Source organism: Actinoplanes sp. CA-051413 (assembly GCF_050955795.1).
Classification (GTDB): Bacteria; Actinomycetota; Actinomycetes; order Mycobacteriales; family Micromonosporaceae; genus Actinoplanes.
Map to the genome: position 1 here is coordinate 767522 of NZ_CP192100.1, position 13571 is coordinate 781092.

The following is a 13571-nucleotide window of genomic DNA, read 5'->3' on the forward strand; positions in this document are numbered from 1 at the left end:
GGACTCGACAAGGTTTGGGCGGCAATGAGGTTGGGCCACCACCTGGGTGGTGATAGCCACGTGATCATCCGCTCGCGCCTCGCTGCCCAGCGTCGAGCATCTTGAGGACGTGGGTCAGGTGATGTGCCGTACCCCAGGCGCGCCACCCCGTCGCGATGTCCGGGCCGCCGTGCCCGACGGCGCGTCGGGCGATCTCGGCGTCGCCCCAGGAGAACGCGGCGCCCTCGGCCGGCCAGTGATCCGCGGCGACGAGCGAGGCGCAGAGGTCGTACATCCCCTTGTTGCCGTTGCCGTCGCGCGCTCGTCGGTATATCCACCACACGTCTTCGTCGGTGTATCTCAGGTTCGGCGTGGGGTGCCAGCCTCCGACGGTCATCTTGGGATGTGCGATGCCGTAGTCGCCGAACCCGAGGTCCGGTTCTTGGAGGCGTCTCCAAAGGGCCAGGTCGTGTCTCGGTATCGAGGTAGCGGTGTTCGTCGGCAGGTCAGCGAGCGATTCGGGCATTGCACCGGAGGCCACCGTGATGGTTTCCCAGGGATACCGACGCGCCCAGGCAACGCATTTCCTGGCCAGCGGCTCTACTCTTCCCAGGTCACGCACCGAACGGACCTCGAAGAAGTCGAGGACCAAAGCCGACTCCTCGATCGTCGTTCCGGCGCGCCGACACAGCGATGACAGTTGCGTCTCGGCCTCCTCGTCGTCTGGGTCGGCAGCGTCGCCACCCAGGCGGATGACGACGTGACCGGTGTGCATGGCGGCAGCCTCCCGCGCCTCTGCCAACCGGTCCGCAGAGTCGTGCAGATGAAGGACGGGACGGATGGGAATCCCCCAAGCAGCGAGGTCCTCGGCGATGTCCAGTAGTGGTCGGCGTTGACCTTCGTCTGGGTCGGCCAGATGGCCGGCGTCGACGGCGATCGTCATGCGTGGTGGAACGGATCGGCAGATTTTCTTCGTGAACGCGAAGGCATCCTTTATCGGGCCTAGGCGCGTCGGCGGCACTTCGAAGATCGGCAACATCCCTCGAGTAAGCGAGTGCCGCAGTCGCGAGACGGCTCTCATCTCACCCTCACGGCCCTTGAGTATGGGCATGTAGACCACGGCGCACCTCTCGCAGCCCATCTACGGACTTCACTCGATGATGCACTCAGAGTCGTCAACCAACAACCCTAAGTGTCCATGGTTGCTGTTAGCTCCGTCCGCGTGGATGGCCGGAGCGCGGCATCTCGGTGCCCTTGGTGGCTTGGAGCGTGGAAAAGATGCCGTACTCAGTAAGGCGCCGACGCCAACGCGCGGCGTGGAAAGTTGCGATCGTCGAAGGAGCCGACCGCCAGCTGGCACCCCGCAGACGTGGCGGCGCCAGAACGTCCACGGTCGGACCTACGCCACGGTTCGGCGTTTGGCTTTGATGCGGTCGGCGACGGCTCCGGCGGCCTCATGGTGGAGTTCTTTGGCGACGCTCTGGTAGGTGTCGCGGGTCAGCGTGGTGGTGGAGTGGCCGAGTTGTTCGGAGACGACTTTGATGTCGATGCCAGCCTCGAGGGCGATGGTGGCGGCGCAGTGGCGTAAGTCGTGCAGGCGGATGGGCGGGAAGCCGCCGCGTTGGATGAGACGGCGGAAGCGCTGGGACACCGAGGCGGGATGCCAGGCCCGGCCATCGCGGCGTACGAAGAATAGGCCGATGTCGGGCCAAGCGGGACCGGCCGCCAGCTGCCACTTCGCCCGCTGGGCTTTGTAGGTGGTGAACAGAGCGACAGTGTCGGGGTCGAGGATGACGTCACGGTTGCCGGCTTCGCTCTTGGGCTTTTTGTGGCGGATGTTTCCGCCGCCGTATGTGGTGATCTGGTTGATGATGCCGATCTCGGCTTTGCGGAGGCGTACTTCGGCGTCGAGCAGACCGCAGGTTTCGCCACGGCGGGTGCCGCGGTAGGCCATGAGGTGCAGCATCGGGTGGATGTCGGGCGCTTCGGCGGCGGCGTAGTCGAGGAAGTCGGCGAGTAGTTCGTCGGTCCAGACCATGACGGGGCTGGGGACTTCGCCGGTGGCTTGCCAGCGTTCGACGCGTTCGGGTTCCCAGACGATGGGCCTGGACCGTTTGTTGCGGGTCTTTACCAGGGCGGCGGGGTTGGCTACGCCGGCGATGATGCCTTCCCGGAGAGCGTCGTTGAACGCCTTGCGCAAGGTGGCGCGGATGCGGGAGCGGGTCGCCTCCCCGGTGGGCCGTTTACCGGCGACGCTTCTGCGTACGGCGGGGTCGGGGTCGTTTCGCTTGGCGAGGATTTCCTCGTTTCGCTCTTTGATCTTGCGGATGAGGGTGTGGATGTGGTGGGGGCGGAGTTGGTCGAGGGCGACGTCACCGAGGTGCGGGATCAGGTGGGTGGTGATGTGGTTGGCGTAGCTGCGGCGGGTGTTCTCGTCGATCTCGATGTCGTTGACCCAGCCGGTCAGGTATTGGGCGAGGGTAGGGATGCCGCCGAGGGCACTGTTCGTTTTCAGGCGAAACCGGACGGTGTCGAGGTCCGGCAGGTCGCCGGTGGCGCAGCGGGAGGCTTGAATGAGGTCGGCGACCTCGGTCAGCCGTTTCGGGTCTTTACCGGCGAGGTCGAGGAGTCGGCGGGCCTGGTCGATTTCGTCTTGTGCGGCGTCGCGGTTCTCGAAGCCGGTGCTGGGCCGTAGTTGGCGTCGTTTCCCGTCGGCGGTCGGCGGGAGTTCTAGTTGGTATGCCCACTGGCCGTGGGTGAGGCTCCAGGATCGGTTGGCGCGGCGTAGTTTCGGGCATTTGTTGCGTAGTGGTTGGCCGGTGTCAGGGTCCTTGCAGCGGCAGACTTTGAACGGGGTGTCGGTGGCCACGAGGTGGACGCTCCCAGCGTGTGAGGGTTGGTGTGCAACGGTTTTCGGTGATCGCTGGTCATTCACGCTCTGCTCCTAACGTTGATCAAGTCGTCTTGGTGGGTGGTTACGGCGCTTCGCCGCTTGGCGCGGCTGATCCGCTCGATTGCGGGTCGAGAGCGACAATCAGGGCTGCGGTGGGGACGCGGTACTGAGCGCCGACTCGGATGAGCGGTATCGGGAACTCTCCGCGGCGGGCCAGCCGGTAGGCGGTGTTGCGGGAGATGCCGAGGAACTTGCCTGCGGTGACCACGTCGGTGATGGCGCCGAGTGCTTTCAGCTCCTCGATGTCAGACGGTGAATCGGTCGGCGGTTCAGGACCGGCGGGTGTGCGGGTGCGGCGACGATCGGTCAGGATGACTCCCAGTCGTGATGGCGGGTTGGCGCACTTAATGACGTCAACGCTTTGGGGTTGATGCATTACCGTCCTGCTCATGCAGGATCGGGTCGGCGGTCGCGATGTTGGTGACGTGGATTCCTGGCCGGACACCCGTACCCTCCCGGTTCTTGGCCGTCCGGAGCGGCTGCCCGATGGGATCGACGTCGGTGGTGGTTCTCGTGCGGTGATCAGGGTGCGGGTGCTCGGTAAGCCGGGGATTTTGGATGTTCCCGCGGATCTGCATATCCGGAAGAACGCCCTGGAGTTCTTGACGTATCTGATCGCGCGCGGCGGCAGCGTGCACCAGGACTTCATCCTCGAGGACCTGATGCCTGAGCCGTCCCGGCGCAAGGCCGTGGAGCGGATGCACACCTACACGTACAACCTGCGGCAGGTCTTCATCCGGCTCGGCGGCGACGGCAGCTACTTGAAGGTGCAGCAGCACCAGTACGTGTTGGACCGGGCCGGGTTCGACGTCGACTTGTGGACGATGCTCGACGCTGTCGCGGACGCCGCGGCCGCACCCGAGCAGCAGTCGCAGGTCGCGGCGTTGCGCCGGGTGGTGGACGCCTATACCGGGCCGTTCGCCGACGGCGCCGGGTACTTGTGGCTGTCCGGCTATAGGTACCTCATACGCCGGGAGTACGTCGACGCGGTGGTCACTCTCGCCGACAACCTGGGTGGCCCCGCGCGGGCGGTGCTGGAAGAGGGCCGACGGCACCATCCGTACGACGAGCGACTTGCCGCCGTACTGAAGGGTTTCACGGTCACGCGGTGAGCGGTGGTTGCCCTCGGCCGGGACGGGGCCGTCCTGCCTGTGGCAGCGGGACAGCCCCGTTCGGCGGTTGAGGTGTGGATGGGTTACTTGGCGGTGGAGTCCGCCGACCCGGCGATGCCGGCGGTGTTGTCGTCTTCGCGGGCGAAGACGTTGAGCACCTGGACAGCCTGCCGCAGGCTGGCATAGGCGACGGTCGGCTTCTCCACGATCAGAACGTCTAGCAGCTGTTCGACGAGGGAGATCACCGGTTCGGTGCGGATGGCCTCGGCGGGGCTGGCGAGCAGCCACGCCTTGGCGAACCGCGTCGATTCCCCCGGCCGCGAGATGGCCTCGCGACCGAGGAGCCGGTTCCTTTCGGCTTTGTCCTCGAAGGCGGCACTGCCACTGTCGACCACCTGTCGGTTGACGTTGTGGTCGCCGTCGGTGAGCACGGTGAGCAGACTGACCGCGCGCCGCAGGGCAGAAAGAGCCTGCGGTGCCGGGATCTGATCGTCGCGCAGCGTTGCCGCCAGTTCGCGGACCACCGCGATCACCGGCACGGTGCGCGCGATGCGGCGGCGGGACCCGTGCAGCCACATCCGGGCGAACTGTTCGGCGTCGCGATCTACGACCGGACGTTCCGGCGGGAAGATCTCCGGGAACTTTTCTGAGAGCGTTGTCATGATGTATCACCTCCTTCCGGTCGGGGATTCACGTCAGCGTCGTGATCACGTTGCTGACGTGGGCTTTGGGGCGGCAGGCCCGGGCCGCTGTCGCGGTACTGGCGGGTCGGCGGCGGCTCCCGTTCGGACCTGAGCGTCTTGAGCAGCGCGGAGGCTTTGGAGTTGGAGACGCTGTTGCCACTGGCTCGCAGGTGGCGAGCGAGCGCGCCACGGGTTAGGGGTTCGCCGCTGGCTGCCAGGTGGTCTCTGACCGCCCGGGCGGCGGGTAGCACGGTCCGCAGGTCTTCCACCTCTGCGGACGGTCCGCGGGACCGGCGCCGGACCGGCGCGGACCGCTGATCCGGGTCTGCTGCGCCGTGGACCGCGGGTGCGTCGGCGGGCTCTGCCCGGACCGCGGGATCGTCAATTGTCGCGGCGGACGGTCCGCCGGTGTGGCTGAGCGCGACCTTGACCATGACCAGGAAACCCAGTGCCGGGATGGCGGCGGCCGTCCAGCCGATCGGCGACGGTTCTGCTTCGACGACCTGTGCCGCCAGTGACAGTACGACCGCGCAGCCCAGCACCACGGCGGGGAACCTGGGTGAGGTGTGTTCGCGTCGCCGGCGGCGTAGTTCCAGGCCGGAGGCGATCGACATCAATTCGAGGACGATGGCGTCGGCCCAGGCGAGCCAGCCCGGCTGCCCGTGGCTCGCGGCGACGTTGTGGACGTGGGTGAAGCTCGCGGCTCCGGCGGCTGTGCCGATCGCGAGCATGATCAGGATTTGGGCCAGTCCTTCGGCGCGGTTGCCGCGGACGGTCCGGTCCGGCGAACGACTCGCTCCTACGGGACCACCTCCCGCGGACCGGCCCGTGCGGCACGCGCCGGAGGGCGTTCACGACGACGGTTCTCGTCGGGGACGTGGCGGGACGCGAAGACAGGAGTGTGCAAGTTCTGGCGGGACTTCATGGTGTGGGTCCTCCGGTCGTGTGGATGAAAGCCGAGCCCGGACGGGCGCAGCCAGTTGGCGTGCCGGTAACGGTGTGACGGGGGCGCGACGATAGCGTCCACATCTGTCACCACCGCGGCCGTACGCGTGGTGACAGAAGGCGCCGTCTGTCACCCGGCGCGAAAGATCTCGGCGGTGGCTGTCACTCGGCAAAGACCGGCCGGGCGTTTACCTCACAACGGCTATCAGGTTCTGGCCGCCCAGTTCCGCCAGGCGCAGGCGCCGTCCCGGCCGGCGGTGCAGCCACCACACCGCATCGGCGGGGTTGCCCGCGCCGTGCGTCGCGGTGACGACGGGATAGCGCACACCGGCATCGGTCAGTTCCTCGTGCAGGTGGCGCTCCCGGACCGGGCCGGGCAGCCAGAACAGCACCGGCCACACCCGCCCGGCGACGCGGGCGAAATCCTCGTATCCGTCGATCTTGTCGACCAGGCGGGAGATCGGCCGTTCGGTGCCAGTGTCGTACTCCAGCAGGAACGGAATCTGGGAGTCGTCTTCGATCCAGATGCCGTGTCCGTCGGGCCGCGACTTCGGGATGTAGGTACGTTCGGCGACGTCGGCGTCCTCGCCGGCGAAGGCGCCCATCTGCTGGCACTGCCGGGCCGACCACCACCGCGCCAGTTCGCAGCCGGGCCGGATGCGGGCGTGACCGGCCAGGGCGGTGAAGAAGCCGTTGACACCGACCAGGTGCGCCAGGTTCGCGCGGTTGGTCAACTGCCAGCGTCGCCGCCGGGCCCGGTCGCGGTAGCCGCGCTCAAGGTGCTCGCCGCGCTGCGCCGCGATGACTTCCAAACCTAACTGGGCGAGGACGTAGTGGTACGGGAACGAGCCGCCGCCGACCCGGCTCGGCCGGAACCGTTCCAGCACTCGAAGGCCGACCAGGCTGCGCAGCCGTTCCTGCGCGTAGTCCAGCGACGGGAACAACGCCTGCGCGATCTGCACCGAGGTCAACACGCCGTGCTCGGCGAGCCAGTCGAGCAGGACGCAGTCCCGGTCGGTGATCTGGGACTGCACGCGCAGGACGGGATCGACGTACCGCAGCGACCTAGCCATGACGTTGTCCCCGGGGGAGAGACCCAGACTGGAGGGTCTGTCGCAGGACGGTTGCGGCAGGTGAAAGGCGCGCTGTGCTGCGCTGTAAGGCCGGTTCACGGGTCCGTTTCCCAACGGAGGTCAACAGGGAGGACAAGCACCGGATCCGCCCGGACGGCAAGCCAGGATCGTCGGTCAGGGGTGAACGGGGTGAAACGCTCGATGTGGATGTAGGTGTGGACACGATGGCTCCAGAGGGGTTCGATGGGTGCCGTGAGGGCAGGTCGCCGATCGGAGCGGCTTCGCCTGGCGCTCGCTAACGAGTGGCGTGAGCGTGGATTGGCCGCGGTAATGGCGCGCGGGCCGCGTCGCCTATAGCTGGCCGGTACGGGACGCCTCCGATCCCGACCACTTGCTTCCCCGACACCCCCAAACCAACTTTTGTCAGCTCCTACGAACAACCCCCTGCGACAATCAGCCGAACGGCCGATGCCGAAACGTTGTTCAGTACGCATTTCCGGCACTGCGCCATCATTAGGCCGGAAGCGGTTTGTCAGAGGTTCCAGGTCTGAAGGCAGTCACCCGCCTGGGCGTCTGCACGAAGCATGGAGGCGTGCTCAGTATGCTGGGGTGGGGGCGAGTTCTCCGAGGGAGTCGACACTTGGCGGGACAAGCCGATGTCCCGACCGCCGGCGGGCTACCTTCCCGTACGGAGATCGGAAGCCGTATGTCCTGGCGGACACGCTCACCGCGCTGAACGGGCCGATCCGCGGCGTGATCACGTTGCCGCGCCACCTCGACTGGTCCGGCCATGCCGAATATGACCTGAGTCGGCCCGCACGCCTGTTCAGCATGTACAAGGCGGTGCTGACTGAGGCTGGCAGTGTTGACGACTTATGCACCTGGCTCAACGGTGAATTGCTTCTCCGGCTCTGGCCCGGGCTCTGGCTGCCACAACAGCTCCGGCGGCCCTGGCAAGAACGCTTCCCGGAACTCGCCGCCACCCGCACAAACGCCGCGGCTCGGAAATTCGTCTGCACCCTGGCTGAACTGCCATCAGCTCGAAAGGCGGGTCAGGACCTCGGTGTCACGAAATAACCACCTGGGCAATCACCCGTTCCAGCGTGCGCTCAGGGCAGTCCAAACGGCTCGACTCGCGACTTCGGACGCCAGTGCTGGGTCCGCGAAGGCGATGACGTCGTCGACGGTGGCGCGGCGGGCGTCCCAGGCGGCCAGCAGCATTCCGCCCTTGAGGACGAACCGGTCCGCGTACCCACTGACCTCGAGGCGGGCGAGGAGCCGCTCGAGTATGTAGATGACCGTCAGCGTCTGGGTCGGACGGCCTTGCCTGCGGGCCAGATTCTGCCGGTCCAGATATGCACGGCCACCTGCGTCGGCGCGGGTAGGTCGGTCACAGCATCCCCTTCATGACGCGGCCAGGAAGTCAACCACGGCCCGGACCGGCCCGAGCACATCCAGTGCCTTCGCGTACGCGAAGAGGTCAGCGACCCGAGCGTCATGTCGGGCCAGATAACGGCGCAGGGCGACGTGCGCAACCGGCTCTCCGAGCTTGTTCCGCATCCGCATCAGGTCAACGGCGGTCCGGCCTGGCGAGTAAATCCTCGCCCGCTCTCCCGGCGCAACTTCGGTGGAGTCCAACCCCAGCTCGAAGCTCGCCGGGTCCCAGACGAACACCTCAACCGGCGGGTGGTCGAGCTTCGGCGGTCACGTCCCACGCGGTACGGCGATCTGCACCGCCATCGGAATCTCGTCGGTCAGGTCGTGCACCGCCGCCGCCGACAGCAGACACACCACCGCCCGCGGAGCCCGCAGCGAGACTGCCAGCAGATCCGGGTACTCCGCCGCCGGCGCATCCGCACGACGAAACACCCCCCGCGACAACTCGACGAGCTCGCCACCGTCTCGAGCCGCGTACAGATCGCGTGGGTGCACACCCGCGGCCCGCGCCTGCCCCGTTGTGAAGGTCGACGGGAGCCCTGACGGCTCTCCCATGGAGAATCCTAGATTTACCACTATTGAATGACAAGTTATCTATCCAAGGATTGTTCCGCTCGACTGCGAGCGTCCTGCTCTGTGGGGTGCAAAGCTAGCTGTCTCAATGTTGGGGCCAATGGCCACTTCCGCTGCCGACGAAACGGGCGGGTCAGCCGTACGCCACCTTGTTTTTTGACGGATTGGTTCACCTCATGCTCGTCCGCTGTAGCCAGCGGCGCAGTGAATCTCGACAGGAAGCATTCGTACCATTAGTGCGACGAACGCTCCAGTCTTCGCCGAGGTCAGCACGCCGTCGTGGCGGAAAGCCACGCGCCGGGCACCTCCGGGCTCGCGCCGGGGCGAGGCACCCGCGTGCCGGGTGGAGAGCAACCATTCACCGCGACATGCGACCGGCAGTTGCGCAGGATCGAGGCGACCACCTGGCTGAACAAGCGCCTGTCGACCTCAGCCGAGCTTCCCTGCGAGTTCCCCGTGGCCGGGTCGTAGAGAAGGCCCGATCGGCCGACCGCTGTTGTCAGCCGGACGGAATCGGCCGGTCTGCTGGTCGGCCTCGCGGCCATCATCTATCGACGACGGAGGCTATCAGCGACTGTAATGGTTTATGCCGCCGTGAATCCGAGTGTCCGGTATCCGGGCATGCGGCGTAGCAATGAGGCGGCAAGGACGGGGGTGGCAACGTCGTGGTAGTCGTGGACCTCGGCGATGTCCTTGCCTGGTGCGGCTCGGATGACGCGGCCGGCGCATTGGACGAGCAGGCCGTCGTAGGAGATCGGCCCGGCGAGGAAGAGGGTATCTAGGGCTGGGGCGTCGAAGCCTTCGCCGATGAACGGCGTGGTGCCGATGACCAGCAGAGCGTCACCGGCTTTGGCTGTGTCCAGTCGTTCGACAACCGCCCGGCGGTCGGTGGTGCTCATCGCTCCTTGGAGCACGAGCGGCTGATGTCCTCGTGTGGCGAGCATCGCGGCAAGAGCTTCGACGTGGGCGACCCGTCGGGTGAGGACCAGACAGTTGCGGCCACGCGTCAGGGCCGCGGCAATGTCATCGGCGATCAGAGTGTTGCGTGGCTCGTCGAGGGCCAATCTCCGGTGCACCTCGGCCAGCGCGCCCGGCGCGTCCAGGTCGACGTCGCCGGCCTTGAACTCGGTGTCGTGCTGGAACAGCACGCGCCGCGGTCCGGTGTCGGCGTTCATGGCGGCGGCGAGAGTGCCCTGTTCTTCGTCGGTCATGGTGTGCCGCACGGGGCCGAGTTGCCAGGTGACGAGTTGACCGAGGCCGTCACGCCGGGTGGGCGTGGCGGTGAGGCCGAGCCAGAACTGCGCGGCGATCGCTTTGACGGAGTGCTCGTACGCAGCCGCGCCGAGATGATGGCACTCGTCGACAACCACGTGCCCGTACTCGTGGGTGAGAGTGGCGATGTCGTCGCGTCTGGCCAGCGACGGCAGCAGCGCGATGTCCACGGTGCCGGTGAGCTTGCGCCGGCCGCCGCGGAGTTGGCCGGGTTTGATGCCGAGGAACTGCTCGACGCGCATGCGCCACTGGTCGGCGAGGGCTTTGCGGTCGACGAGGATCAGGGTGGAGGTGCCACGCTCGGCGATCACGGCGCAGGCCATCACGGTCTTGCCGGATCCGGGCGGGGCGATGAGCAGCCCGTCGTCGTGGGCGAGAAGGGCGCCGACCGCGGTCCCCTGCTTGGCGGTGAGTTCGCCGGTGAACGCGACGTTGATCTCCTGGCCGGGGTTTCGCGCGTCGGTGACGGAGAGCCGTGAACCTGCCTGTTCGACGATGGAGTTGATGGAGTGGCGCAGCCCGCGGGGCAGGACCAGGTGGTCGTCGAGGGTGAGGTCGTAGCCGCGGATGAATCGCGGGGTGTCCCAGGTTGATTTCCGCAGGCGTTGCAGGTCGTAGAACTTTGGATTGGCCATGGCAGCCGCGTGTTTGAACGTCGCGAGCGCGGCCGGGGTGAGTTGACTGGTGTCAAGGTTCAACCCGGCACCGAGTTCCGCATGGACCACCGCAGGCAGCGCGGGATGGACCCGTGTTGCGGCGGACCTGCTGATCGTGGCGACGTCGGTTCCGGTGGTGGAGCGTTTCGCGTTTCGGGCGAGGCGTTCCGCATCACCGGGGCTGAGTCGGTCCAGCGTGGAGATGAACGCCCACTGGTCCTCGTACGGTTCGAGCGTGCCGAGGTCGAGGAACGTGGTGAGGCCCTCCTTACGGCGGCGGCCGTACAGCGGCGCGGCGATGAGGTTCCCGAACCCGCCGTCGGGCAAGACGTCTTGATTGGGAAACAGCCGGTCGTACGACCGTAGGTCCATCGACCCGCGCAGCACCATCGCCTCGTGCAACAACGCGGTACCGACGGCTCGCGCCGTCGCCGCAGGAAGCACCTCAGTGAAGAAGATCCATACATGGGCCCCACGGCCCGACTGGGAAATCTCCAGCGCGGCCGGCACAGCACTGGCCCTCGCCGCCTTGACGTAGGCGAGCGCGTCGAGCATCGCCGTCGCACCGTCGAAGTCGGCGACGACGAACTGACATGTGTTCTTGGGTAACAGCGGGTAGAGGCCCATGAACACGTCGCCGAGGAGATGAGCGGCGACCACTTGCGGCGTACGGGGAAGATGGGCTGCGCTGCGCCGATCCATGCCCTTGCGCCAGCCGCCGGCGACGGCCGGCGACCAACCGGATGCACCCGTACGAGTGTTTTCCCAGCGGACGGCGTACACGTCAGTACGGGCCCGGAACCGGTCGGTGAACAAGGCCAGCTTGTCCGCCACCGGCGAGGCCATGGTGACCATCCCCGGCGCGGCGACCGGGGCGGATAGCTGCTCCGGGGACGGAGCAGTGTCCTGACCACGCAGTTCCAGCAGCCGCGACAGCCTGGCGTTCTCGGCCTGTAAGCGCTGTACCTCCCGGCGCAGGTCGGTGTGCTCAGCCGTCACATCCACCGGATCATTCTGGCGTATCGGGCTTCGAACCTACGACGACAGGCCGCTATCCTCCGTCGATGCCACCGAAGCGGAACGCGGCGCTCGAGGCGATGATCGAAGAAGCCACAGTCGACGCGTACAACGACGACGAACAGCTCACCGGCCTGTTCACCATGATCGAAGAACACCTGTTCGTGCCGTTCGCCACCACCGTGCTCGGCGTGGAGGTCACCGTGACGAAGGTGGACCTCATCGGCGACAGCATCGTCGCCATCTGCGCCAGAGACCGCGACCGGCAGCGGATCGACCTCTCGACCTGCCGCTGCCGACCCCGCCACCGGACGGCACGGACTGGATCGCCGCCTACCGGCACTGGGCAGGACGGTAGACGACGGTGAGTGAGTACCAGTATTACGAGTTCATCGCGGTCGACCGGCCCCTCGCCATCCGCGAACAGAGCGAGCTGCGATCGCTGTCGACCCGTGCCGATATCACCGCCACCAGCTTCGTCAACACCTATGAATGGGGGAACTTCAAAGGCGATCCCCGCAAGCTGATGGAGCGCTTCTTCGACGCGCACCTCTACCTGACCAATTGGGGCACCCGCGACCTCATGCTGCGTCTGCCCAAGCGCGTGCTCGACCCCACAGTCGTCGCCGATTACTGCGTAGGTGACAGTGCGTCCGCCTGGACCAGCGGCAAACACCTCATCATCGGCCTCAACCGTGAGGACGAGGACGGCACGGACGAGTGGGACATCGGCGGCGAGGGCCTGCTCTCCTCGATCATCGGAGTCCGGGCCAGCCTCGCCGCCGGAGACCTGCGCCTGCTCTACCTCGGCTGGCTGCGTTGCGTGCAATCGCTGGAAGTCTCCGATGACGCACCCGAGCCTCCCGTCCCGGCCGGGTTGGCCACGCTCGACGCGCCCCTCACCGCAGTCGCCGAGTTCCTGTGTATCGACCGTGACCTGATCACCGCCGCAGCGGCCGGCTCGGCCTCGGCCTCGGCCGCCCAACCCACCGCCGCGCAACTGCGCACCTGGGTCACTCGGTTGCCGGCCCGGGAGAAGGACACCATCCTGAGCGACCTGATCACCGGCGACGACACCCACCTCCGCGCCCGACTCCTGCGCCGCTACCGCGACGCTCATGCCACCGAGGCATCCACCACGACGGCCCGACGCACCGCCGGTGAACTGCTGGCCATCGCCGGCGAACTGCGCGCAGAACGGGAAGGTCGCGACGCGCAGCAACGCGAACAAGACCGGGTCCGCCAGGAGCGCTCCGCAGCCGTCGCCCGGCAACGACACCTGGACACCCTCGCGGTCGATCAGCCTGCTGTGTGGCAGCGGATCGACGAACTCATCGCCACTAAGAAGCCGCGCGAATACGACTCAGCTGTCCAACTACTCGTCGACCTGCGCGACCTCACCGAACGCGATGGCGGCGCCGCCGCGTTCGAGCATCGTCTGACTGTGCTGCGGGTGGCCCACGCGCGCAAGCCCAGCCTGCTGCAGCGCCTCGACCTGGTCGGCCTCGATGTCTGAACACGTCCGGGCGACTGCCGCACAGGCCCAGACCAACCTGCGCGCCGCTGAGCCACCGCGGACTCGTCCTCGCCGTCGGAGAGCAGATCATCAATGATCGCCGGTACGGTGTGTGCCGGAAGCCCTCCCCAGATCTCCCAGCTGCCCGGGGCGATCTGTGACCGGACGCGCAGCTTGATGTCGTTGCGTCGTGGCCGCAGCCGGGTGGTGGCGTAGAACTCGTGTTCGTACGGAATTAGATCACCTAGTCCGCGCAGGTGCGCAGCAGTGCGGTGGCTGACGACGAGGTTCGGGGCGGTGATGCGTTCGTGCCACGACTGGGCGCCGCCGAGTTGCAGCCAGGCCGCACGGAGCG

14 protein-coding genes are annotated in these 13571 nt (G+C 67.0%); 4 read left to right on the forward strand and 10 right to left on the reverse strand.

Annotation, left to right across the window (positions count from 1 at the left end):
* Positions 1-64: 64 nt before the first annotated feature.
* The 3 genes from ACQP2Y_RS03550 to ACQP2Y_RS03560 all read right to left on the reverse strand — a co-directional run bounded on the left by ACQP2Y_RS03550 (position 65) and on the right by ACQP2Y_RS03560 (position 3308).
* Positions 65-1090, reverse strand: a complete 1026-nt coding sequence (locus ACQP2Y_RS03550; RefSeq protein ID WP_433731723.1) for a beta family protein — start codon at positions 1088-1090, stop codon at positions 65-67.
* 288 nt (positions 1091-1378) lie between these two features.
* Positions 1379-2848, reverse strand: coding sequence for a tyrosine-type recombinase/integrase (locus ACQP2Y_RS03555; protein ID WP_433724542.1), 1470 nt, complete (start codon positions 2846-2848; stop codon positions 1379-1381).
* Between the two features lie 106 nt (positions 2849-2954).
* Positions 2955-3308: a helix-turn-helix domain-containing protein gene (locus tag ACQP2Y_RS03560; RefSeq protein ID WP_433724544.1), complete on the reverse strand. Its 354-nt coding sequence runs from the start codon at positions 3306-3308 to the stop codon at positions 2955-2957.
* A 13-nt stretch (positions 3309-3321) separates the two neighbouring features.
* Between ACQP2Y_RS03560 and ACQP2Y_RS03565 the strand changes: the two genes are divergently transcribed.
* A complete protein-coding gene (locus ACQP2Y_RS03565; protein ID WP_433724546.1) occupies positions 3322-4044 on the forward strand; it encodes an AfsR/SARP family transcriptional regulator in 723 nt (240 codons plus the stop codon).
* Positions 4045-4127: 83 nt separating this feature from the next.
* Here ACQP2Y_RS03565 and ACQP2Y_RS03570 read toward each other — a convergent pair whose 3' ends face one another.
* From ACQP2Y_RS03570 to ACQP2Y_RS03580, 3 genes are all read right to left on the reverse strand, one after another.
* Complete coding sequence (locus ACQP2Y_RS03570; RefSeq protein ID WP_433724548.1) at positions 4128-4706, reverse strand: hypothetical protein; 579 nt, start codon at positions 4704-4706, stop codon at positions 4128-4130.
* Positions 4703-5458 (reverse strand): DUF2637 domain-containing protein, encoded by a 756-nt coding sequence (locus ACQP2Y_RS03575; protein WP_433724550.1) that lies wholly within the window; start codon positions 5456-5458, stop codon positions 4703-4705. Before ACQP2Y_RS03575 ends, ACQP2Y_RS03570 begins: the two co-directional genes overlap by 4 nt.
* A 402-nt stretch (positions 5459-5860) precedes the next feature.
* Positions 5861-6745 carry a replication-relaxation family protein gene (locus ACQP2Y_RS03580; protein WP_433724552.1) on the reverse strand — a complete coding sequence of 295 codons (885 nt, stop codon included), beginning with the start codon at positions 6743-6745 and terminating at the stop codon, positions 5861-5863.
* A 753-nt stretch (positions 6746-7498) separates the two neighbouring features.
* Between ACQP2Y_RS03580 and ACQP2Y_RS03585 the strand changes: the two genes are divergently transcribed.
* The gene (locus tag ACQP2Y_RS03585) at positions 7499-7822 is read left to right on the forward strand and encodes a hypothetical protein (RefSeq protein ID WP_433724554.1); all 324 of its coding nucleotides are present in this window, start codon (positions 7499-7501) and stop codon (positions 7820-7822) included.
* A gap of 12 nt (positions 7823-7834) precedes the next feature.
* Here ACQP2Y_RS03585 and ACQP2Y_RS03590 read toward each other — a convergent pair whose 3' ends face one another.
* From ACQP2Y_RS03590 to ACQP2Y_RS03605, 4 genes are all read right to left on the reverse strand, one after another.
* Positions 7835-8098 carry a nucleotidyl transferase AbiEii/AbiGii toxin family protein gene (locus tag ACQP2Y_RS03590; protein ID WP_433731725.1) on the reverse strand — a complete coding sequence of 88 codons (264 nt, stop codon included), beginning with the start codon at positions 8096-8098 and terminating at the stop codon, positions 7835-7837.
* A gap of 51 nt (positions 8099-8149) precedes the next feature.
* Positions 8150-8305: a hypothetical protein gene (locus tag ACQP2Y_RS03595; protein ID WP_433724556.1), complete on the reverse strand. Its 156-nt coding sequence runs from the start codon at positions 8303-8305 to the stop codon at positions 8150-8152.
* Between the two features lie 144 nt (positions 8306-8449).
* The gene (locus ACQP2Y_RS03600; RefSeq protein WP_433724558.1) at positions 8450-8737 is read right to left on the reverse strand and encodes a type IV toxin-antitoxin system AbiEi family antitoxin domain-containing protein; all 288 of its coding nucleotides are present in this window, start codon (positions 8735-8737) and stop codon (positions 8450-8452) included.
* Between the two features lie 602 nt (positions 8738-9339).
* Positions 9340-11688 carry a TOTE conflict system archaeo-eukaryotic primase domain-containing protein gene (locus ACQP2Y_RS03605; protein ID WP_433724560.1) on the reverse strand — a complete coding sequence of 783 codons (2349 nt, stop codon included), beginning with the start codon at positions 11686-11688 and terminating at the stop codon, positions 9340-9342.
* Positions 11689-11747: 59 nt separating this feature from the next.
* Here ACQP2Y_RS03605 and ACQP2Y_RS03610 point away from each other — a divergent pair, with 59 nt between their 5' ends.
* On the forward strand, positions 11748-12068 hold the full coding sequence (locus ACQP2Y_RS03610) for a hypothetical protein (RefSeq protein WP_433724562.1): 321 nt from the start codon (positions 11748-11750) through the stop codon (positions 12066-12068).
* On the forward strand, positions 12065-13216 hold the full coding sequence (locus tag ACQP2Y_RS03615; protein WP_433724564.1) for a hypothetical protein: 1152 nt from the start codon (positions 12065-12067) through the stop codon (positions 13214-13216). Before ACQP2Y_RS03610 ends, ACQP2Y_RS03615 begins: the two co-directional genes overlap by 4 nt.
* Positions 13217-13571 lie beyond the last annotated feature (355 nt).